Raw genomic sequence first — 25,773 nt, forward strand, 5'->3', positions numbered from 1 at the left:
GTTCATGATGTAGCAAGAATGGTCCCGCGTTCGGTTTGGCTGCTGGTTTCGAATCTTGTGATAACGTTTTTATGTTGCTGCTGAAGGTAGCGGCTCTGTTTCCGGAGGTGATGCTGGCAACTTCGGGTTAAAGCAGCAGACTCAATAATTATACGACAAAAATCTATTTGCTAAATTGATATACGTTGAGAATCGTACGTCAGTTTGTTTCATGTTCATTGATGAATTCTTTTGGGCCGTCGAAGTTGAAATGAGTGGCAACCGTAGGGTGCCTAACACTAATATTTTTCAGAAGGTTTTCATCCTTTAAGGCGTTTATAGCTTTGGTGACAACAACAGGCGAATAGCTTCAGCCAACTAAACTGAGTTGGAACGCAGAGGGATGGAAAAAGTTGGTATTCAGATAGATGAGAATAAGGGGGCTGTTACTTAATGACTTAATATTCTGTCAAGGCTCTAAAATACTCGAGATAATGGTGATCTTTCTTTAGGTCGTCTCCCAGAAAAGAGGCGATTTCAGCCGATATACAGTGAAATAAAGACAACCAGGAATTAAGATCTTTTTTGTATTTTTTAAATGCGGTGCACATAGCCTCCCGGCTATCATCGTACATAGCCGTTAGATCAGCGGTTGCAAGAAGTGCGAAAAAAGCCTTTTTTATTGGTTCATTTTCTTCAATCTTCTGTGTCATTATCCTATTCCAGAACGAATACCGTTCGTTGTTACGACTATCATTGAGGATCTCGTAAGCCCATAAATAATAGTGAATCAGGGCTGACTTTGTGCGATGTTTTTTCAAAAGAGCATTACTGATAGCCTCGTAATTTGGGTGAGACTCCAGTCTGGGCAGGTTATAAACGAATTCATCCAAACCGGTTTCAGGTTGTGGTGTTTCCTGTAGTTCTTCCAACAATGCTGTATAGTCAAGTCGGCGTAGCTTATAGCTTGCAGTACTCTCTGATAATTGATCACTATCAGAAACTGTTGCCGGTGTTTCCAGCAGATCTGATTTATCTAATAAAAAAGCTTTGACAAGGCTTAAATACTTTTTAATACTTTCTGGCCTGTCGCCATTTTCGATTTCACTGTCCAGCCAAATACCATATTGTTCTGGTCTTTTTTCAGTGGCAAATTGCCTGGTTCTCTCCATTGGTTCCAGAAGTATTCTTTCAATACTGTCAGGATCACTTATCCTTGGAAATAACGCTTCTTCAACTTCAGTGACATCATTGTTGAAGACAAACTGTAAGCTATGGTTTACGGGGAGAATTAAAAAGTGCTTTGCGATCAGTGTCGGCCAACCAGCTTGAGGCATATGCAGAAGATTAAACCGTTCATTAGTAAAGATTCTGATGGCTGCTTCAACGGCAAAACGTACACCATATAGAGAGCTTGATAATAGCCCGGGCAGGATGTCCGTGACAATTTTACCCGCGTCTATAAAGATCTTATCCCCTGGTTTTTTGATCGATGCGTATTGAATAACAGGCTTATTGGTCAGATCTCTTTGCCAGGCTTCTGATGTCTCGTTCTGGTAATACTGGTAGTTGTCTAGCCGCATGTCCACCAGTGATTTCAGATAACCTCCATAGGGGAAGCCGAGATGACGTGCTTTTGCGAAATGCTCATGAGCAATGGTCAGTACTCTTTTGCGACCGGTCAATATTACCCGCTGGTCATCAGAACTTGTTTGTGCCTTCAGAAGCGTCAATCCAGCCAGGCAATGAAGCCAGCCTGACATCGCTGTAGATTGAGAATCCACTTTTCCCTCATATTGGTTTAACTGCTGTTTTAATTTTTGATAGCCAATTTTTCTGGCTTGCTCAATAGCAACAAGAAAAGTATTTTCGTCTCCATCTGTGAAATTTTTTACGCTGTCGCTGTTAAAGACAACATGGTCTATGACTTTTGATTGCATATTATGTGCAACAGCCTTGACTGGCTTATGCCATACATAGTTCCTAAAACATGTATGTAGTGTTTGCCAACCATCTGAGTCAACCTGAAGTTTTTTTGCCTTTTCTGCATTTCCACCGATAAGCTCGAGAATATACTGGTGAACCAGCAAAAGAATGTTGTAAATATACAATTTGGTATCTTGGGTAACCAGTTCGCGAGAAAAACCGATTAATTTTGTCAGAAGTTGTAAGTTATGACCGAAATGCATTGCGGTTAAAAGGGCCTGGGCATTGAAGGGTTGGGCTTTAAGACAAGAAAGGGTCGGCTTTGTTTCTGATGATACACTAACCAGATGAAAAGCAAGTTCTATAATATCTGCCATCATCTGATCATCAAAATTAGTCTCTTTAGAGAGCTGCCTATGAGCCTTTTTCAGGTACTCGAAGAGTCCCGAGTGTGATTCAGAGCCAATTATAGAAAAAACAATGGTCAATGTGGATAAATCCAGGTAAACAAAATCAATCAATTCCGTTCGACCAGTAGCGAAGTACAGTACCAATCTTAATGTTGCTGCTCTACTCTCTGCCGTTTCCTTTACTGCTACCTTGACCGCCTCGTTTACCGTTTCGTCTATCGTTTCCTTAATTGCTTTCGCTTTCGCTTCCTTTAACCTTTCCAGAACCGTGATCGCTGCCGCTTTACCTGTCTCTGCCGCTTTATCTAACGCTGCCACTACCGCTGTCGTTTTATCTAACGCTGTCGCGTTCGAGTTCGTTTCTGCTGTCACTTTCTCTGTCGCTTCCGCCAAGGCTATCGCTTTCGCTTTGACGTTTGCTTTCGATTCCGCTATTGCTTCCGCTAACACTATAGCGTTTTCTGTTGAGTTCGAGTTCGAACACGAGCACGAGCTCGAGCACAAGTGCGAGTTTGCTTCTGCTATCGCTACCTCTATGGCTAATTCAGCTATGGCATCTGCTGCACTTGTCGTAGCCGCTTCTGCTGACACGGACTCAGTCGCTTCCGCTTGTTCATGCTGTACGTTTTGCAGATGCCGGGTATTGGTAAATTGCTGACCCATTCGATTCAAAACAACATCAACTGCGCCATCAGAGCCTTTTACCGGAAGCTGCTCCAGAAACTCTCTGAGTAAACCAATGGAAGGTGTTACCCTGCCCGGAATATTGACTTGCGGGTTTTTCAGGTAAGTCTCTGCATCAAAGGCCAGTTTCAGTTCGAAAGTCTTTGGAATCAGTATCAGCCACTTGAGTAACAGTCCGGACAGAACCGGTGCATATGTTTGCAATTCTAATAAAATCTCAATGGACTGTGACACCCCGGAGAATGCAGAGTAGAGGGCCTGCTTTGGTGTTTTAAGCTTTTCTTCCATACCATGTTCAAAAAACAGAGAGAGCATTGGAGCATAGGGGAAGTAATACTCTTTAGAGATTAAAATAGACTCTTTTATCTTTTTCGCGTTAAGTTTGACTCCCGGTCCAAAGGACAACTCAATAGTTTTGTTGTCATCTGACATTTTGGCCCCTATCAAGGCCAGTGCCTTCAAAAAGTGGTAATAACCTATTCCCAGCGTGTTTGTTGAATCATTGCCATTTTGTACCTGAGCTACTCTGAATGCTGTGATGTGCTCTTCTACCTGTTGCAAAAATAATTTCGGGCTTTTCTGCATAAATCTGACTTCCTGAATAATATTGTTATCCAGTTGAAGTAAATACCCGGTATGTACTTGTTCATTGTGTTGTCCTGTTGATGGTCGGATAACAGGCTTCATTTTTTTTGACTGCCTGGCCGCATTTACGGTTCTTTTTGCTTTTTCAGAATGTGTACCTGTTTTAGACGTTAGTTGCGCCGGAGTGGGGCAGGCAGGAGCCTCTTTGATTTGAATAAAGTCTCTTGAAAGCAGCAAAGAGCGGGCAAGAATCCAGTCTTCTATTAAATCGAGTCTGGACTTTTTAATCGCCTTGTTATTTATTTGGTTATGATGCTCGTCAAATATTTCCCTTTCAGTCTTGCTGTCTTTGCTTAACGAAGCCTTGAGATAGCTTTCCCAAAAACCCATTTTCCAAAAGGCTATGAATCTGGGTTGATGATATTTGAGCAGTTGTCCGGTTTGCTCAGTATCCATGAAGGCTTTCAGGTCAGTCATGGCCAGTACCTGTGGGAAATAAGATATATCCATGTGCTGAGGTTTTTTTTTCGAGGCGCCCTTAATTTGCAGGGCGTTGAGACTGTACGACCAAAGTTCACTGTGAATCTGACCGACTGCGGGTTCTTTTTTTCTCTCCAGTATCAGTATCAGTGAGCCGATGGTTTGTTGCAGCTCCCGAGCCCTGGGTCGAACTGTTTTCAGGGCTGTTAATATGGACGCAGTATTCGGTTCTCTCAGGGCACTGACAATGTGCTTCACCTCTCTGCCTCTGTCTGAGAGGTCTGACTCTTTGGCTAACCCCTGCTCAATCCTGGTCAGGGTGATGGCGTCTGTATCCTGATAGAGCTGCTCTAGAAATCCACCGCTCAACAGGCCTTCAACCTTTATCCGGGTTAAGCTTGTCGCTCTGGAAGCCATGCTGCGTAACAGCCGGTTGACAGGTTCCAGCTGGGGCCAGCCTGCCGGATGTTGGTTGCGCAATTGCATTCCGATTAATAATTGGTAGGCAAGCGGTATACCGGCAATGGCTGACGGTAACAGTAGCTCGAAAGCCTTCTCATAGATCTGCAGTATTTCTGATTTTTCAGCAGGGCATTTCTGGTTCAGAATGAACAACGCCTGAACCAGTTGCGCATAGGGGAAGTGGTTCTCATAAGCGGCCTGCTCTAGGCCTTTGCGCTGCTGACTGCCCGGGGTATGGGCCAGATCGATGGTGATGACCGGTTGGTCTGTGGATGTATCAGCAGATGCTCCGGAACAGGCCAGTATTTTCAGGGTTTTTGTTTTTCCGTCCTGCAGTTGTTTTTGCAGTGTATCGAATTCTGTATCGGGCGCAGGGTTTTCTGCAGGGGCTTTGCAATCTTGTGTCTTTGTTGTCCTGTTCAGCTCGTCCGCAAAGCGATGATCCATCTCCTTAAGCCAGTTTGATATTTCTACGGACTGAGATAAGGCTGTTTCGAAATTGATCGTATTCGAGATTGACTTTTGGGCTGCGGTTTTATTCTTTCCTTTATTTGAGTGCTCAGCAGTATCAGGTGCCACTGCCTCGCTAATATGAGCAACTGTAGAGCGTTGATCATCAGGGCTTGCTTCTACTGTGATATCGTTTTTTTCCGGCACAGTGGCAATGTCGCTTATTTCTTGTTGTTTCTGTTCCTTCTTATGGGAATTGAAAGAAGAATCTTTTGTTATCGCCTCTGCACCTTCGGCATAATTAGCAGTAGAAACTGTTGCATGTTCGTCAATATCACTATTGCTTTCCAGTGCCTTGTCAGGTTCGGGCTTGATATAAGGAAGCAGAAATTCCGGTAACCCGGATGATTCTGAAGATCGGCTGAGCAGTGACTGTTGAATAATCGCCTGAACCTGTTGCTCAGTGTCACTCGCGAGCAAGATTTTTAATGCATTTTGAGCATTATGCATCCGTCGATTTGCATTAATACACGGGTAGGTTTGATCAGGTTGCGTGTCCTGAAGCAGTTTTTTAACCATAGCGGGCAGGCTTGGCATAAGCAGTTTGGAACCTCTGGTAAAAGGTTCTACACGGGTGAAATCGAAATAGCCTTCAGGACCAGCAGAAATATCGATCGAGAAGATTCGCCATTTTTTTGCCTTGCAAGTGACGAACCCCATTGCCTTTTCATTGTTTTTACAGGGAGTGCAGCTGATCTTTACGTTATGCAGTAGCCGACTGTGCTGCAATTCTTTGGGGTTAGCTAAAATCATAGTATGAATGTAGCTGCGTGTTACGACGGTGCCAGCCAGTGCGCTGCTTAGCTGTTTCTCTAAAGAGGCCGAAATGGTTTCCAGACTTTTGATATTATCGACTGCCAAATTAATATTATTGGTAACAGGTAACTTGCCAAGTTCGGTAGGGCCAACCAATGACGAAAGATGTTGCCATCGTGCCAAACCACCATAAACAAGAACATCTCCAATATCGGATATAACTCTATCGACTTCTGTATAGGTTTTTCTAAAAACAGGTGCGAGCACCAATAGTGCAGGAATTACGTAGCGGATATCCTGTTTTTTTACTAAAAATGCGCTCTCGTAATAAGCTTTTACATGAATATCCAAAGATTGCATTTCGTTGTTTATTGCTGATGTGGAGAGATCAGGTGCTAAAAAAGCGATATATTTACTGGCAGATTCTTCCCAGAAGAAAATCACCGCGCCAAGCACGTTTCTACTAATGTAAAACGTTCCATCGGGTTTCTCTGTAGCGTCGAACGGGTAACAAACCAAACCTAATTTATTATAAAACCTGAACAGGTTCTGTCCCTGTTTTCCCCGCAGGAATTTATCGGGTGCAGTAAATGCCTGTTTTAGCACTTGGCTGGCAGATTTTATGGACGTCTCTTTTGGCTGTTCGCTGGTAGATTTTATGGCGTTGCACTGAAGACTTTCCCGGCATAACAAAATGTCTTTTTGCCATTGTGGAAACAGTTCCCATAATGCATTCTCAAAATCACTGTCTTGCAGCCATTCGTTTTCCTGCTTATTCAAGCAGGAGCTGATCAGGAAGTGGGTGAACCACAGGTTGTTGTCACTGAGATGAGACAGTTTTACAGCGTGATTTTCGTGAAACAGAAACGTAACGACATCTTCAAACTTGTCCAGTTGTTGAGGCGTACGATCATGGTAGTTGTGGGAGTGATATCCCTGACCATCAGAAACAAAAATCCGTATAGAGTTTTCCAGTGCTTTTGATGCCAGAATCATGTGTCGTTGATTATTCGGGTCAAAACGCCAGAACATCTGATTATATAATGTTTCACTATCGCAATCGGGTATTTGGCATTGATGGAACAGGGTTTCAAATTTTTTATTGGATGTGATACCAAGCTGTTCTGGAAGAAAATCCGATATATCGCCTATTTTTTCAGGCCGGAGTCCAGCGCACCCGTAGAAATACAATAGATGGTTAAGCAAGGATTCTGATGTTACTGCGTCTGCCAGTGTGACCGGGTGGCTGCCGTCCGGTGGTGGCGGCTCATTATCGTCAATATTATTCCTGCCGTCAGGGCTCGCAGTTCGTCTACTTTTGTTGCCACTTTGTTCGGCTTTTTGTGCAGAGGGATTACTCGGGCAGGACTGAGATTCAGGCGGTCCATTATTTCCCTGGACACCAGAAGCAGTCATTATGCCTGATACAAACCCTGTAGAAGAGAGTGACATATCTGGCTGATGAGGGATGGCAGGAGGATTAAAGCCGTCGAACACGTTGCTTGTTTCGGGCACCAAAGCCAATGGGTTTCCGTTTGTTTGATGGCTAAAAAAAGGTGATACACGACCGGAAAAGTATGAGTGGACAGGGTGGCCCGGAAACTCACGGTTTAAATAGGTCAACACATTGTTCAGTAACTCAGGCCGCCGTTTAACAAACTGGTAAAGTGAACCAGGGTCGCTCAGAATCTGCTCCCTTACCAGGGCACTGAGGCTTTTCGGGATGGGTGATGTGAACCCTGAGAGAATTCCCCGCCACTGATAGAGATTAAAGGGCGTATTGGTCACCGTGCTCATAAGCAGGGCAGCCAGGTTGAGATGCTCACTTTCTACCAGGGTGCCAACCTCTGGTCCATCCCAACCGGCGTAATGATCCTCGACATTATAAGGGGCATCAGCGAACCGCATCAGCAGCACCGGGTCACCTGCTCCCCAGAAATGGTATTTCCGATGTCTGTCGTTGCGGGCGATGAACAAAGAAGATCTCGACCAGGCCGGGTAGGTATCATTGCCGGGCGATACCTTTTCCAGTGCCCAGAGGTTAAAGTACTTCCCGGTCATGAGTGCCGGGCCGGGGTTTATTGCAGTCTCGGGAATGCCAGGTTGATAAACCCAGTTTTGATCTGACCACTGATAAAGCCAGTGATTATTTTGGCAAGCATGCATTTTTTCTTTGTCAGCTGGCTTGCTTTTATTGGGTTCTCCAAACAACTTATCGTGGGAAGCGAGGCAATCAATAGCCTGATTGACCGGCTTAATATAACTACTGTCCAAAGCGGTTTGCCCGTCAGCGCTGATATTGTCTTTTCCAGCCAGTTCGGGCAATAGCCAGGGTTTTGCGTGATTCAGCGGGAAATCAATAAGAACGCTCTGACACTTTTTATGCTCTGTAAGCGGATTGGTCTGGCAGATAATGGCCTGCAGGCGATTCTGCTGACTTTCTCGCCAGGGACGCAGGAAAAGGGTACTGGTATGTGTGTCGTTTAGCAGTTTCCAAAGCGACAGCCAGGCAGACAGAGAATCACCCTCGACGGCCTGAGTCTCTGACGATGATGTTGAGGGTGAGGCCGTAATCTGCCAGACAGGATGATTTTCGATACAAGCAGTTTGTACTGACAGTCGGCCTTTCAGCAAAGAGTGATCGATCATCACGGGATGAGGGTTGCAATCGGGGGCATCACCAAAAGCCCGGGACAGTGAGGGGAAGCCGCGACTGAAAGAAGGGTAGGGTACGGTTGAAGGCGGAAGCAGTTTTGCTAACAGAAACCCGGGCAGCTGACTCAACCATTGATGCCTGAAAAAAAGGGACAGCTTTTTGGGGGTGCCAACGTCGTGTAATACGTGATAATGATTACCCAGCTTGAGGTGAAAGTTATTGGCCTTAAATCCGGCGTAGAGATCCCAAAATCTGATTTCTGGTGCGCTGTACCCGGGTCCATTCTGGTGGCCGGAGGCATGACCTGATTGTACGTTCATTTCAATTATGAACAGCAGAGCAATTAAGAGAAGTTTTAACAGTCTTCTGTGACAAACAAGCATAGAATTACCGTAGATCCCATTCGATAACTTCATTTGTTAATCAGAGTTGACCTGTTAAACAACAGTTTTTTTATACTGATTAAATGAATTGTTCTAACCTCTATGGAGTCTGAGAAAAAATAGCAGTGGGTTCAGGATGTAGCAAGAATGGTTCCGTGTTCGGATTGGCTGCTGGCTGCGAATCTTGTGATAACTTTTTTATGTTGCTGCAGTGAGCGGCTTTGTCTACAGAGGCCAGACTGACAGCATCGGGTCAACGCAGTAAACTCAATCACTATGCGACAGAATCAACGGATCCGGTGCTTAATGATTTTATATTTTTTTGAGACTTCAAAATAAGTGGAATTGAAATCTGTATTTTGCGCCTCTTCCAGAATAGTGGCGATTTGGGCTGACATACAGTGATAAAAAGACAACCAGGAATTAAGGTCTTTTTTGTATGGTTTAAATGTGATGCTCATGGCCTCCCGGTTATCATCGTACATAACCGTCAGATCGGCGGTTGCCAGAAGTGCGAAAAAAGCCTCTCTCATTGGTTCATTTTCTTCAATCGCCTGTTTCATTATCGCGTTCCAGAACAGAACCTGTGCGTTGTAACGGCTATCAGTGATGGTATCGTAAGCCGACAAATAATAGTGAACCAGGGCAGAATTTGTGCGATGTTTTTCCAAAAGAGCATAACTTAAATCCATACAATTCGGGTGGGGTTGGTGCCAGGACAAGTTATAAAAGAATTCATCTAAATTGTTTTCAGAATGTGATGTTTCCTTCAACACTTCAAACAATTTTGTCCGGCTTAGCTTATAGCTGGCAATATCCTCCAACAATTTATCAATATCAGAAGCTGTTTTCCCAGATGATGTAGTCTGCACCTTTGATGTGTCCAATATAAAAGCTTTGACAAGACTTAAATACTTTTTAATATTTTCTGGCCTGTCACTATTTTCGATTTCACTGTCCAGCCAAATACAATATTGTTTTGGTCTTTCTTTAATTGTAAATTCCCTTTTTTTCTCCAGTGGCCTCAAAAGCATTCCTTCAATACTGCCTGGGTCAACTATCCTGGAAAATAACGCTTCTTCAACTTCAGGGCCATCATTGCTGAACACAAATTGGATGTTATGTTCAAAGGGGTTAATCAAAAAAAACTTTGCCATCAGTGCTGGCCAACCAGCCTGAGGAATATGCAGAAGATTAAACCGTTCATTAGTAAAGACTCTGATGGCTGCTTCAGTGGCAAAACGTACACCATGTAGAGAGCTTGCTAATAGCCCGGGCAAAATGTCCGTAACTATCTTACCTGCTTCAATAAAGATCTTTTCCCCGGGTTTTATGGTCGATGAGTATTGAATAACAGGCTTATTGGCCAAGTCTGTTTGCCAGGCTTCTGATGTCTCGTCCTGATAATACTGATAGTCGTCTAGCCGCATAGCCACTAATGATTCCAGATAACCACCATAAGGGAAGCCGAGTTGACGTGCTTTCATGAAATGATCATAAGCGCTGGCCAGTGCACTTTTGTGACCGGTCAACACAATAGTCTCTTTTAACTTTTTGGCGTTGAGTTTAATTTCCGGGCTAAAGGGCAACTCAATCGTTTCGTAATCCTCTGGTATTTTTGCCCCCATCAGTGTCAGTGCCTTTAGAAAATAGTAATAACCCATTCCCAGCTCGTTTGTCTGATTTTTATTTTTTAGTAAAGCCCTTCTGAATACAGAAATCTGCTTTTCCACCTGCGGCAAAAAAAATGCCGGGTTTTCCTGAATAAATTTGACTTCCTGAATAATCTTGTCATCCAGTTGAAACAAATTCTGGAGATGTTCTTCCCGATTGAATGGTCCTGCCGAGGGTCGGATACCTGGCTTCAGTGCTGTTGCTTGACCGGCTGCGTTTGCGGTTTTTTTTGCTTTTTCAGGGTTTTTATCTGTTTCAGACGTTAGTTGCGCCGAAGTCGATGGAGTAGGGTGAGGCGGAACTTCTTTGATTTGAATAAAGTCTCTTGAAAGCAGCAAAGATCGGGCAAGAATCCAGTCTTCTATTAAATCGGGTCTGGACTTTTTAATCGCCTTATTATTTATTTGGTCATGATGCTCGTCAAATATTTCCTTTTCAGCCTTGCTGTCTTTGCTTAACGACGCTTTGAGATAGCTTTCCCAAAAACCCATTTTCCAAAAGGCTATGAATCTGGGTTGATGATATTTGAGCAGTTGTCCAGTTTGCTCAGTATCCATGAATGCTTTCAGATCAGTCATGGCCAGTACGTTTGGGAAATAAGATATATCCATGAACTGAGGTTTTTTTTTCGAGGCGCCCTTAATTTGCAGGGCGTTGAGGCTGTACGACCAAAGTTCACTGTGAATCTGACCGACTGCGGGTTCTTTTTTTCTCTCCAGTATCAGTATCAGCGACCCGATGGTTTGTTCCAGTTCCCGAGCCCCGAAGTGGATTGTCTTTAGTGCTGTTAGTGTGGAGGGGTTATCCGGTTCTCTCAGGGCATTGACAATGGCCTTTACTTGACTGCCTCTGTCTGAGAGGTCTGACTCTCTGGCTAACCCCTGCTCAATCCTGGTCAGGGTAGTGACGTCAGTATCCTGATAGAGCTGCTCCAGAAATCCACCTTTCAACAGGCCTTCAACCTTTATCTGGTTGAAGCTTGTCGCTCTGGTAGCCATGCTGCGTAACAGCCGGTTGACAGGTTCCATCTGGGGCCAGCCTGCCGGATGTTGGTTGTGTAATTGCATCCCGATTAATAATTGGTACGAAAGCGGTATACCGGCAATGGCTGCCGGTAACAGCAGCTCGAAGGTTTTTTCATAGATCTGAAGTACTTCTGGTTTTCCAGATGGGAGTTTCTGGTTCAAAATGAACAACGCCTGAACCAGTTGTGCATAGGGGAAGTGGCTCTCATAAGCGGCCTGTTCCAAGTCTCTGCGCTGCTGACTGCCCGGGGTATTAGCGAGATTGATGGTGATGACCGGTTGGTCACCGGATTTATCTGCAGAAGCTCCGGAGCAGGCCAGTATTTGCAGGGTTTTTGTTTTTCCGTCTTCCAGCTGATTTTGCAGTGTATTGAGTTCTGTATCTCGCGCAGGGCTTTCTTCAGGGGTTTCGCCTTCTCCTGTGGCATCGCAATGTTGCATCTTTATTGCCTTATTAAGCTCGTCCGGAAAGTTATAATCCATCTCCTTAAGCCAGTCTGATATTTCTACGGACTGTGACAATGCAGATTCGAAATTGATCTTATTCGGGATTGGCTTTTGTGCGGCGGTTTTATTCTTTCCCTTTTTTGACCCTTCAGCAGGATCAGGTGCCACCACCTCACTGTCATGAGCAACTGTAGAGTGTTGATCTCTGGCATCGTTTTCTGCCTTATTCTCTACCTTGATAGTGCTTTCCTGTTCATTGTAAGACTGCGGCTTAATATAAGGATGCAGAAATTCCGGTAACTTGGATAATTCTGAAGAACCGCTGAACACTGACTGTTGAATAATTGTCTGTACCTGTTGCTCAGCGTCACTTGATAGCAATATTTTCAATGCATTTCGGGCATTTTGCACCCGTCGATTTGCAACAATACCCGGGTAGGTTTGATCAGGTTGTGTGTCCTGAAGCAGTTGTTCAACCATAGCGGGCAGGCTTGGCATAAGCAGTTTGGAATTCCTGGCAAAAGGTTCTACACGCGTGAAATCGAAATACCCTTCAGGGCCAGCAGAAATATCGATCGATAAGATTCGCCATTTTTTTGTCTTGTAACGGACGTCCCCCAGTGTCTTTTCATTGTTTTTATCGTGAAGGCAGGTGATCTTTACGTTATTCAGTAGCCGTTTGCGCTGCAATTCTTTTGGGTTGGCTAGAGCCATAGCATGAATGTTGCCGCTTCTAACAATGGGGCCAGACAGGGTACTTTTTAGCTTTTTCTCTAAAGCGGCTGAAATGGTTTTCAGACTTTTGATATCCTCAACTGCCAAATCAATATCATTAATAACAGGGACCTTGCCAAGTTCGGTGGGCTTAACCAACAATGAAAGATGTTGCCACCTGGCTATACCCCCATAAACAAGAGCACCATCAATATCTGATATAACACTCCAGATTTCTGTATAGATTTTTCTAAAAACAGGTGCGAGCACCAATAGTGCAGGAATTACATAGCGGACATCCTGTTTTTTTACTAAAAAGGCGCCCTCGTAATAAGCTTTTACATGAATATCCAAAAATTGCATTTTGTAGTTTATTGTTGATGTCGAGAGATCCGGAGCTATAAGGGCGATATATTTACTGGCAGAATCTTCCCAGAAAAAAATCACTGCTCCAAGCAGGTTTTTGCTGATGTAAAATGTTCCGTCGGGGTTCCCTGTATCGTCGAACGTGTAACAAACAAGGCGTAATTTGTTGTAAAAACTGAATAGGTTGTGTCCGTATTCTCCCTGCATGAATTTATCGGGTGCAGTAAACGCCTGTTTTAGCTGCTTGCTGGCAGATTTTATAGTGTTGCACTGAAGACTTTCCCGGCATAATAAAATATCTTTTTGCCATTGTGGAAACAGCTCCCATAACGCATTTTCAAACTCACTGCCTCGCAGCCATTTGTTCTCCTGTTTGCTTAAGTGGGGGCGGTTCAGGAAGTGATTGAACCACAGGTCGTTGTCATCGTGACGGGACAGTCTTACCGCGTGATTCTCGCTAAAGAGGAACGTATGAATACCTTCAAACTCCTCCAGAGGCTGTTGAGGCGTATGAGCATGGTTTATATCATGGCTGTAGTAGCGATATTTCTGACCACCAGGCACGATGACCTTTATAGAATTTTGCAAGGCTTTTGATGCCAATTCCATGTGTTGTTGGTTTTTCGGATCAAAACCCTGGAGTATCTGGTCATATAATGTTTCACTGTCGCAGTCAGGTGGTTGGCATTCACTGACCAATGTTTCAAATCTTCCACTGGATTTAATATCAAGTTCTTCCTGAAGAAAATCGGACACACCAATCACTCTTCCGGGCCTGAGCTCGAAGCGCCGGTAAAAATACAATAGATGGTTAAGCAAGGATGCCGAAGATACTGCGTTTGCCAGTGTGACCCGATGGCTGCCGCCCGGTGGTGGCTCATTGTCGTCAATATTGTTCTCACCATTTGATTTAGCACTTCGTTGACTTCTGTTGCTGCTTTGTTGCGCTTTTTGTTCAGAGGAAAAAGCCGGGCAGGATTGGAATTCAGGCAGTCCATTATTCCCCTGGACACCAGAAGCAGTCATTATGCCTGATGCAAACCCAATAGAGGGGAGTGACATATCTGGTTGATGAGGGATGGCAGGAGGATGAAAACCGTCGAATGCGTTGCTTGTTTCGGGCACCAAAGCCAATGGGTTTCCGTTTGTTTGATGGCTAAAAAAAGGTGATACACGACCGGAAAAGTATGAGTGGACAGGGTGGCCCGGAAACTCACGGTTTAAATAGGTCAACACATTGTTCAGTAACTCAGGCCGCCGTTTAACAAACTGGTAAAGTGAACCAGGGTCGCTCAGAATCTGCTCCCTTACCAGGGCACTGAGGCTTTTCGGGATGGGTGATGTGAACCCTGAGAGAATTCCCCGCCACTGATAGAGATTAAAGGGCGTATTGGTCACCGTGCTCATAAGCAGGGCAGCCAGGTTGAGATGCTCACTTTCTACCAGGGTGCCAATCTCTGGTCCATCCCAACCGGCGTAATGATCCTCGACATTATAAGGGGCATCAGCGAACCGCATCAGCAGCACCGGGTCACCTGCTCCCCAGAAATGGTATTTCCGATGTCTGTCGTTGCGGGCGATGAACAAAGAAGATCTCGACCAGGCCGGGTAGGTATCATTGCCGGGCGATACCTTTTCCAGTGCCCAGAGGTTAAAGTACTTCCCGGTCATGAGTGCCGGACCGGGGTTTATTGCAGTCTCGGGAATGCCAGGTTGATAAACCCAGTTTTGATCTGACCACTGATAAAGCCAGTGATTATTTTGGCAAGCGTGTATTTTTTCTTTGTCAGCTGGCTTGCTTTTATTGGGTTCTCCAAACAACTTATCGTGGGAAGAGAGGCAATCAATAGCCTGATTGACCCGCTTGATATAACTACTGTTCAAAGCGGTTTGCCCGTCAGCGCTGATACTGTCTTTTCTAGCCAGTTCGGGCAATAGCCAGGGTTTTGCGTGATTCAGCGGGAAATCAATAAGAACGCTCTGACACTTTTTATGCTCTGTAAGCGGATTGGTCTGGCAGATAATGGCCTGCAGGCGATTCTGCTGACTTTCTCGCCAGGGACGCAGGAAAAGGGTACTGGTATGGGTGTCGTTTAGCAGTTTCCAAAGCGACAGCCAGGCAGACAGAGAATCACCCTCGACGGCCTGAGTCTCTGACGATGATGTCGAGGGTGAGGCCGTAATCTGCCAGACAGGATGATTTTCGATACAAGTGGTTTGTATTGACAGTTGGCCTTTCAGCAAAGAGTGATCGATCATCACCGGATGAGGGTTGCAATCGGGGGCATCACCAAAAGCCCGGGACAGTGAGGGAAATCCGCGACTGAAATAAGGGTAGGGTACGGTTGAAGGAGGAAGCAGCTTTGCTAACAGAAACCCGGGCAGATGACTCAACCATTGATTCTGGAAAAAAAGGGACAGCTTTTTGGGGCTGCCAACGTCGTGTATTACGTGATAATGGTTACCCAGCTTGAGGTGGAAATTATTGGCTTTAAATCCGGCGTAGAGACCCAAAAAGCGGATTTCTGGTGCCTTGTGCCCGGGTTCATTCTGGTGGCCGGAGGTATGACCTGATTGTACGTTCATTTCAATCGCGAATAGCAGCGCAATTAAGTGAAGTTTTAACAGTCTTCTGTGACAAACAGGCATAGAGCTGCCGTAGACCCCATTTGATAATTTGTTAATCAGAGTTGACCTGTTAAATAACAGCTTTTATTGATACTGATTGAATAAATTGTTCTGATCTCTACGGAGACTGAGAAAAAATAGCAGTGGGACCAAAATGTAGCAAGAGTGGCTTTGTATCTGCGTGAATAGCTTTTAATGGGGTTTATGTAATTCTGCCGAACGCTGGGTTGTAGATCCCTTATTTGACTGGTTAGAAAACTATCGCCGTTTATAGAAAATAATGAGCGTAAACTGAACCCAAGTCTTCAATTTACACATTTGGTCTTGGCTAAGTTGCTTTTATCTGTTGTTTGAACCAGTGTCCCGCAATTTTTTCAGAAAGCCGTTCACCTGTTAGCTCGGTAGCCTCTGTCAGCACTCGCCGCCAGCCCAGATAATGTTTCAAGTATTTGGTCGCAATCCCGTGAAAAACACCATGAATCCATCCTTTCAAGTGGCTGTGGTAAGCATTCACATGCTGGATGTGGAACACACCTTCAATGACGTGCTGGCCGGCTGAGGTCACTAACTCTTTCAACGGCAGCTCCATGTCTCTGGCCAGCTTTTCGTGAGCCAGGCTGGCTTCAGCGCACAGAATGACTTTTGAAGACAGATGGCCTTCGAGGTGCTGCTGCATCTCCGATGCACTTTCATTGGCGAGGATGCCATCAACTGTTCGTGAGGAATGATCTCTTGCGACCAAAACGGGAATTTTGCGGCAATCCGTTTTTTTATCATTACCTCTTTGTCTTGCTGGTCTTGGTAGCTCTGATCTCTGCCCTTTGAAGGACTCACGCAAAAATGTTTCATCCAGTTCAACAATATCACCCAGATCATTTCCTTGGTCATCCTCCAGCACGACAAGGAAGCGGTGTCGCCAGCGGAAAGAGGTGCGCAGAGTGACGCCACATTCAGATGCTGCCACTCGCAGGGTAGTGGAGTGGCTCATTCCATTCAGATAAGTCTGCCACTTTTCAGGATGTCGAAGCCGGGCTAACGGGGTTGCTGTTAATGCATTAAATGTTTTGTGGCATGACTTGCAACGGTAGCGCTGCTTGCCATCACTGCTACCCCAGCGTTTTATCTGATCACTTTCACAATGAGGGCACCTCGGGTGCTCAGAGAATTTCTGTTGAATGGTGGTGCTCGGGTTCGGCTGATGCGTCTTGGTCTCAACCTCTGGAGAAAGAGCTTTGTTAAGAATATTCTTCTGATGGCTGGTCAATGTCGAAATGGCATCAAGAAATGACTTGAAGAGAGCATATTGCATAACGGCATCCCTTACAGCAGGAGACCGTTGTATTATAGTTCAAACAACAGATAAGGCTAACTTAGCCTTTGGTCTTTCTGGTAATCTTACGGGTCAGGTACTGAATAAAGTAATATTGCTTTTTGGTTATCATAATGCTTTTGATGGAAATCTGCTTTTTGTGTCTCTCCCAGAATAAAGGCGGAATTGGCCGAGATCCTGTGAAAAAAGGCCAGCCAGGAGGCAAGATCTCTATTATACGTTTGAAATGCAATGTTCATGGCCTCCCGGTTTTTATCGTACATAACCGTTAAGTCGGACGTTGCCAGAACTGCCAGGAAAGCACGTTTCATTGGTTCATTTTCGTCAATCTTCTTTGTCATTATCTCATCCCAGAACAGATCCCGTTCGTTATCAAAGTGATCATTAAGGGTCTCGTAAGCCCATAAGTAATAATGAACCAGGGCTGACTTTGTGCGATGTTTCTTCAAAAGAGCATTACTTATAGCCTCATAATTTGGGTGAGATTCCAGCCGGGGAAGGTTATAAACGAACTCATCGAAATAGGTTTCAGGTTTTGGTGTTTCCCGCAGTACTTCAAACGATGTTGCATAATCATATCGGCTTAGCTCATAGCTTGCAGTATTTTCTGAGAGTTGTTCAACATCAGAAGCTGCTGCCTCTGATGATATATCCAGTGCGTCTGATTCACCCAATACAAAAGATTTGACAAGTCTTAAATACTTTTTAATATTTTCTGACCTGCCACCACTTTTGATTTCACCATCCAGCCAAATACCATAGTGTTTCGGTCTTTTTTTAATGGAAAAATGCTTTGTTTTTTCCAGTGGTTTCAGAAGTATTCCTTCAATACTGTCTGGATCAATTATCCTGGGAAATAACGCTTTTTCAACTTCAGTGCCATCATTATTGAACACAAATTGGAGGTTATGGTTTACGGGGGTAATCAAAAATTGCTTTGTGATCAGTGCTGACCAACCAGCCTGAGGAATATGCAGAAGATTAAACCGTTCATTAGTAAATACTCTTATGGCTGCTTCGGCAGCAAAACTCACACCCATTAGAGAGCTTGATAACAATCCGGGCAATGTGTCCGTAACAATTTTGCCCGCTTCAATAAAGAGCTTTTCCCCTGGTTTTATGGTCGATGCGTATTGAATGACAAGCCCATTGGTCGAGTCTTTTTGCAGGGCTTCTGATGTTTCGGTCTGATAATGCTGGTAGTTGTTTAGCCGCATACTCACCAGTGATTCCAGATAACCACCATAAGGGAAGCCAAGTTGACGTGCTTTCCTGAAATGATCATGTGCACTGGGCAGAACTCTTTTGCGACTGGTTAATACTATCGGCTCTTGGAAAGATCTTAATTCTGCCTCCAGAAGCGTCAATCCAGCCAGGCAATGAAGCCAGCCTGACATCTGCAATGATTCGGAATCCATTTTATCTTCATACAGACTTAACTTCTGTTTTAATTTCTGATAGCCAGCTTGTTTGGCTTGTTCAATGGCAAGAAAAAAAGCACTTTCGTCTCCATCTGCGAACCTTTTCAAATTTTCACTGTTAAAGACAAAGTAGTCGATGAATTTTGATTGAACATTACGTGCAACAGCCTTTACTGGCTTATGCCATATAAAGAGCTTAAATATTTTGCGTAATTCTTCCCAATCACCTGAATCAATCTGGAGTTTTCGTGCATTTTCTGCATTTCCACCGATGAGCGTGATGATATGCTGATGTATCAGCGAAAGGGTGTTATAACAATACGACGTGTTATCCTCGGTAACCAGTTCACGAGAAAAACCAATTAACTTTGTCAGATGTTGTACATCATGACCAAAATGAAGGGATGTTAAGCGAGCCTGGTTAACGAAGGGGAGGGCTTTAAGATGGGGGAGAGTCGGCTCTGCTTCTGTTGATGCACCAACCAGATAAAAAGCAAGTTCTATAATATCTGCCAATGCCCGATTATGACGGTCAATATCTTTAGAGAGCGTCCTCTGAGCTTTTCTAAGGAATATGGGAATCTCCGGGTTTGCTTCAGAGCCGAATATAGAAAAGTTAATGATGTACAGAGATAAATCCAGGCAACCAAAATCCAACAGTTCCATTCGACCGGTTGCGAAGTACAGTATCAATCTTATTGTTGCTTCCGCCCTCTCTGCCGCTTTCACTTTAGTTGCCTCTTCAGCTGCCGCTGCCTCTTCAGCTGCCGCTGCCTCTTCAGCTGCCGCTGCCTCTTCAGCTGCCGCTATCGCTTTCTTTGTCGCTGCCTCTTCAGCTGCCGCTATCGCTTTCTTTGCTGCTGTCAGTTTTGCTTTTGCTTCCTGTGCTGCTTTTTGAGCTGCTTTTTTTGCTGTTAGTACTTGCACTTTCGCTGTTAAATCCACTGCCGATAAGGTTTTTGCTTTCACTTCCTCTAACTCTTTCGCTTCCTTGAACGCTCTCGCTTTCGTTTGCTCTTCATTTACGGCTAATTCTGCCGCTGCATTAGCCTCTTTTGCGGTAAGCACAGCTGCAGTTGATTCCGGTTTTACTAACACTCGTTCATACTGTATTTTTGAAAAATGTCGGGTATTTTTAAATTTCTGGCTCATTCGATTCAAAACAAAATCAACTGCTCCATCAGAGCCTTTTATTGAAAGCTGCTCCAGAAACTCTCTGAGTACACTTATGGAAGGTGTTACCCTTCCCGGCATCTGGCTATGGGGGTTTTTCAGGTATGTGTCTGGATCAAAGGCCAGTTTCAGTTCGAAAGTCCTTGGAATCAGCACCAGCCACTTGAGTAACATTCCGGCCTGAACCGCTGAGTCTGAGTCCGATTCGAATAAAATCTCAATAGACTGAGATACCCCCGAGAATGCAGAGAGATGAGCTTGCGTGACTGCGCTGGGGTTGCCTTCCATACCATGTTCAAAAAATAGCAAGAGTATCGGGGCATAAGGGAAAAAATGACTATTAGACAATACAATAGCCTCTTTTATCTTTTTGGCGTTGAGCTTGACTTCGGGACTAAAGGACAACTCAATAGTTTTGTTGTCATCCGACATTTTGGCCCCTAACATGGCCAGTGCTTTCAGAAAATAGTAATAACCCATTCCAAGCTTGTTTGTTGTATGGTCATGATTTCTTAATAAAACTTTTCTGAATGCAGTAATGTGCTTTTCCACCTGTTGCAAAAAAACTTCCGGGTTCTCATGAATACATTTGACTTCCTGAATAATATTGTTATCCAGTTGCAACAAATACTGTGTATGTAGTTGTTCATTGACTTGTTCTGTAGAGGGTCTGATGCCTGGCTTCAGCTCCGTTCGTCGTCTGGTGGCATTTATTGTTTTTTTTGCTTTTTCAGTATTTGTAACTGTTGCCGAAGTGAGTTGAGTTGAAGTGGCTGGTTTAGTGGCAGCCGGAACCGTCACCTCTTTGGTTTGAATGAAATCTCTTGACAGCAGCAAAGATCGAGCTAGAACCCAGTCTTTTATTAAATCAGATCTGGACTTTTCAATCGCTTTATTCCTTATTTTTTCATGATATTCGTAGAGCATTTCCTTTTCATTGTTTCTGTCCTTGCTCAATGAAGCTTTGAGATAGCCTTCCCAAAAGCTCATTTTCCAAAAAGCTATGAATTTGGGTTGATGACTTCTGAACGATTGTCCGGTACGCTCAGTGCCCATGAATACTTTCAGGTCAGTCATCGCCAGCACCTGCGGGAAACTCGTTATATCAATGAACTGAGATTTTTTCCTGGGGGCACCCTGAATCTGCAGGGTGTTGAGGGTGTAGATCCAAAGCTCACTATGTATCTGACCTGCCGCTGGTTCTTTTTTTCTTTCCAGAATCAGTTTCAGTGAAGCGATGGTTTGTTGCAGTTCCCGAGACCCGGGACGAACAGCTTTCAGGGCTGTTAATGTGGAGGGTGTATCCGGTTCTCTCAGGGCATTGAGTATGGCCTTCACTTCTCTGCCTTTGCCTGAGAGTTCTGACTCTTTGGCTAAACCCTGCTCAATCTTTGACAGGGCGGTAACATCTGTATCCTGATAGAGCTGTTCGAGAAATCCACCATTCAACAGGCCTTCAATCTTTACCTGGTTCAAGCTTGTCTCTCTGGAAGTCATACTACGCAACAATCGATTTACAGGTTCTATCTGAGGCCAGCCCGCCGGATGGTGGCTGTGCAATTGCATTGCGATTAATAATTGATAGGCAAGTGGTATACCGGCAATAGCTGCCGGTAACAATAGCTCGAAGGCATGTTCATAGATCTGAAGTGCTTCTGATTTTCCAGAGGGTAATTTTTTGTTCAAAATGAACAACGCCTGAACCAGTTGGGCATAGGGGAAGTGGTCCTCATAAGCCGCCTGCTCTAAACGCCTGCGTTGCTGACTGTCCGGGATATTAGTCAGATTGATGGTAATGACCGGCTGGTCTCCGGATGTATCAGCAGAAGCTCCGGAACTGGCCAGTATTTGCAGTGTTTTTGTCTTTCCTTCCTTCAGTTGTTTTTGTAGTGTATCGAGTTCTGTTTCGAGCGCAGGATTTTCTGTAGTGGCTTTGTTTTCTTCAGTGGCATCGCAATTTTGTGTCTTTATTGCTCTATTCAGCTCTCCTGAAAAGTTATAATCCACCTCCTTAAGCCAGTTTGATATTTCTACGGACCTGGACAATGCCGTTTCGAAATCGATCAGATTCGAGATTGGCTTTTGGGCGGTGGTTTCCTTCTTTCTTTTGTTTGAGCGTTCAGCATTATCACGTGCTGTTGTCTTGCTGTTATGAACTACTGTAGTGCTTTGATTATCAGGGCTGGCTTCTACTTTGATATCGCCCTCGTCTGGCGTAGTTGCAGTGTCGCCTGCTTTTGGTTGAACCGTTTTTTTCAGCTTTTGTCTCTGTTTCTTTTTCTTCTTACGGGAATTTAAAGCCGAATCATGGGTTATCGATTCTGCACCTTTGACATTAGCAGTACTGGCAAATGCAGCATGTGCGGCAATAGTTGTCTGTCCTGGTGCATTGTCTTTCAGAGGCTCATCGACAGTGGGCGTTGTTGTTTTGGCTTTGGCAGCAACTAAAGGATGTTGATTATTCGTATCATTTTCTGCCTTATTCTCTACCTTAATAGTGCTTTTCTGTTCATTGTCAGGTTTACGCCTGATATAAGGATGCAGAAATTCCGGTAACCTGGACGACTCTGAAAAACGGCTGAATACTGACTTTTGAATAATTGTCTGTATCTGTTGCTCAGTGTCACTTGATAGCAATATTTTTAATGCATTTTGAGCACTTTGCATCCGTCGCTTTGAATCAATACCCGGGTAGGTTTGATCAAGTTGTGTATCCTGCAACAGTTTTTCAACCATTGCGGGCAGGCTTTGCATAACCATTTTGGAGCCCGTGGCAAAAGGTTCTACACGTATGAAATCGAAATATCCTTCAGGACCGGCAGAAATATCGATCGATAAGATTCGCCATTTTTTTGCCTCGTAACTGGCGAACCGGATGGTATTTTCTTCATTTGTATCGGGAAAACAATTGATCTTTAAGGTGTGCAGGAGCCCTCCGTGCTGCAATTCTCCCGAGCTGGCTAGAACTAAGGTGTGAATGTTGTTGCGTCTAACAGCAGTGCCAGGCAGGACGCCTCTTAGCTTTTTCTCTATAGAAGCCGAAATGTTTTCCAGGCTTTTGATATCCGTGACTGCCAGGTCAATATCATTGGTAACAGGTACTTTGCCCAGTTCGGAGGGTTTAAGCGATGACGTAAGGTGTTGCCACCTGGCTAAACCACCGTAAACGAGAGCATCTTCAGTATCGGATATAATTTTTTCGGCTTCTGTATAGGTTTTTCTAAAAACAGGTGCGAGCACTATCAGTGCAGGAATTACATAGCGGATATCCTGTTTTTTTACTAAAAATGCACCCTCGGAATAATCTTTTAAATGAGTATCCAAAGACTGTATTTTGTCGTTTATTGCTGATGTGGAGAGATCCGGCGCTATAAAGGTAATATATTTGCTGGCAGAGTCTTCCCAGAAAAAAATCACTGCTCCAAGCACGTTTTTACTAATGTAAAACATTCCATCGGGGTTCTCTGTATCCTCGAAGGGGTAGCAAACAAGGCCTAATTTATTGTAAAACCTGAACTGGTTATTTTCGTGTCCTCCCCGCATGAATTCAGCAGGTGAAGTAAATGCCCGTTTTAGTGCTTCGCTGGCAAATTTTATGGATGGGTTTTCAAGACTTTCCCGGCATAATAAGACATCTTTCTGCCATTGTGGAAACAGATCCCATAAAGCCTTTTCAACCCAATTGGCTGCCAGCCAGTCACTTTCCTCAGTATTTAAGCGGGAGTTGGTCAGGAAGTGAGTGAACCATAGTTTGTTGTCACTGTGAGAAGACAGTTTTACAGCGTGATTGTTGTGAAACAGGAAGATATGGCGATCTTCAAGCCTTTCCAGAAGCCGACGAGGAGTATGATCGTGGTTTTTATCATGGTCATAGCAGCGATATTCCTGACCATCATGAACGATGACTTGTATCGAATTTTGCAAAGCTTTTGATGCCAGCATCATGTGTTGTTGGTCTTTCGGGTCAAAACCCCGGAGCATCTGGTTATATAATGTTTCACTTCCACAATCGGACGGTTTGCACAGACGGAGCAGGGTTTCAAATTTTTCCCTGGATGTGACACCAAGCTGTTCTGAAAGAAAGTCTGATCTATGGGCCATTCTTTCAGGCCGAAGTCCGGAGCGCCTGTACAAATAGAATAGATGTTTAAGCAAGGAGGCTGAGTACACTGCGTCTGCTGGTGTGACCGGATGCTTGCCGCCCGGTGGTGGTGGCTCATTGTCGTCAATATTGTTCCTACCGACAGAGCTGGCAGTTCGTTTACTTTTGTTGCCACTTTGTTCGGCTTTTTGTGCAGAGGGATTACTCGGGGAGGACTGAGATTCAGGCGGTCCATTATTCCCCTGGACACCAGAAGCAGTCATTATGCCTGATGCAAACCCTATAGAGGGGAGTGACATATCTGGCTGATGAGGGATGGCAGGAGGATGAAAACCGTCGAATGCGTTGCTTGTTTGGGGCACCAAAGCCAGTGGGTTTCCGTTTGTTTGACGGGTAAAATAAGGTGATACACGACCGGAAAAGTGTGAGTGGACAGGGTGCCCCGGAAACTCCCGGTTTAAATAGGTCAACACATTGTTCATTAACTCAGGCCGCCGTTTAACAAACTGGTAAAGTGAACCGGGGTCGCTCAGAATCTGCTCCCTTACCCGGGCACTGAGGCTTTTGGGGATGGGGGATATGAACCCTGAGAGAATTCCCCGCCATTGATAGAGATTAAAGGGCGTACTGGTCACCGTGCTCATAAGCAGGGCGGCCAGGTTAAGGTGCTCACTTTCTACCAGGGTGCCAATTTCAGGTCCGTCCCAACCGGCGTAGTGATCCTCGACATTATAAGGGGCATCAGCGAACCGCATCAGCAGCACCGGATCACCTGCTCCCCAGAAATGGTATTTCCGATGTCTGTCGTTGCGGGCGATGAATAAAGAAGATCTTGACCAGGCTGGACAGGTATCATTGCCAGGCGATACTTTTTCCAGTGCCCAGAGGTTAAAGTACTTCCCGTTCATGAGTGCCGGGCTGGGTTCTACCGCAGTCTCGGGAATACCCGGTTGGTAAAGCCAGCTTTGATCCGACCATTGATAAAGCCAGTGATTATTCTGGCAGGCGTGAATTTTTTCTTTGTCAGTTGTCTTGCTTTTATTGGATTCTCCAAACAACTTATTGTGGGAAGAGAGACAGTGAATAGCCTGATTGACCCGCTTGATATAGCCACTGTCTAAAGCGGTTTGCCCGTCAGTGCTGATGATGTCTTTTTTAGCCAGTTCGGGCAATAGCCAGGGTTTTGCGTGGTTCAGCGGGAAGTCAATAAGAACGCTCTGACACTTTTTATGCTCTGTAAGCGGATTAGTCTGGCAGATAATGGCCTGCAGGCGATTCTGCTGACTTTCCCGCCAGGGACGCAGGAAAAGGGTACTGGTATGGGTGTCGTTTAGTAGTTTCCAAAGCGACAGCCAGGCAGACAGAGAATCACCCTCGACGGCCTGAGTCTCTGACGATGATGTCGAGGGTGAGGTCGTAATCTGCCAGACAGGATGATTTTCGATACAAGCGGTTTGTACTGACAGTCGGCCTTTCAGCAAAGAGTGATCGATCATCACCGGATGAGAGTTGCAATCGGGGGCATCACCAAAAGCCCGGGACAGTGAGGGGAAGCCGCGACTGAAAGAAGGGTAGGGTATGATTGAAGGCGGAAGCAGTTTTGCAAACAGAAACCCGGGCAGATGACTCAACCATTGATTCTGGAAAAAAAGGGACAGCTTTTTGGGGGTGCCAACGTCGTGTATTACGTGATAATGGTTACCTAGCTTGAGGTGGAAATTATTGGCTTTAAATCCCGCGTAGAGACCCAAAAAGCGGATTTCTGGTGCCTTGTGCTCTTCATTCTGGTAGCCGGAGGTATGACCTGATTGTACGTTCGTTTCAATTATGAATAGCAGGGCAATTAAGAGAAGTTTTAACAGTCTTCTGTGACAAACAAGCATAGAATTGCCGTAGATCCCATTTGATAATTATTAATTTGTCAATCAAAGTTGACCTGTTAAATAACAGTTTTTATTTTTACCGACTGTATTGTTTTGATATCCATGGAGTCTGAGAAAAAATAGCAGTGGGTTCAGGATGTAGCAAGGATGGCTCTGAATGTAGTTTGGGTGTTGGTTTT

At 44.8% G+C, this 25,773-nt stretch carries 4 protein-coding genes; all 4 read right to left on the minus strand.

The window, feature by feature from the left end; translation table 11 throughout:
- Nucleotides 1-437: 437 nt before the first annotated feature.
- Nucleotides 438-8,768: a hypothetical protein gene (locus ACOJUN_RS18675; protein WP_422133409.1), complete on the minus strand. Its 8,331-nt coding sequence runs from the start codon at nucleotides 8,766-8,768 to the stop codon at nucleotides 438-440.
- Between the two features lie 350 nt (nucleotides 8,769-9,118).
- Nucleotides 9,119-15,643 (minus strand): hypothetical protein, encoded by a 6,525-nt coding sequence (locus ACOJUN_RS18680; RefSeq protein ID WP_422133410.1) that lies wholly within the window; start codon nucleotides 15,641-15,643, stop codon nucleotides 9,119-9,121.
- Nucleotides 15,644-16,013: 370 nt separating this feature from the next.
- Nucleotides 16,014-16,994, minus strand: a complete 981-nt coding sequence (locus tag ACOJUN_RS18685) for an IS1595 family transposase (RefSeq protein ID WP_422133411.1) — start codon at nucleotides 16,992-16,994, stop codon at nucleotides 16,014-16,016.
- 86 nt (nucleotides 16,995-17,080) lie between these two features.
- Complete coding sequence (locus tag ACOJUN_RS18690; protein WP_422133412.1) at nucleotides 17,081-25,594, minus strand: hypothetical protein; 8,514 nt, start codon at nucleotides 25,592-25,594, stop codon at nucleotides 17,081-17,083.
- Between the last annotated feature and the right edge of the window lie 179 nt (nucleotides 25,595-25,773).

The sequence above is a fragment of the Endozoicomonas sp. ALD040 genome (genome assembly GCF_049275945.1).
Classification (GTDB): domain Bacteria; phylum Pseudomonadota; class Gammaproteobacteria; order Pseudomonadales; family Endozoicomonadaceae; genus Endozoicomonas_A.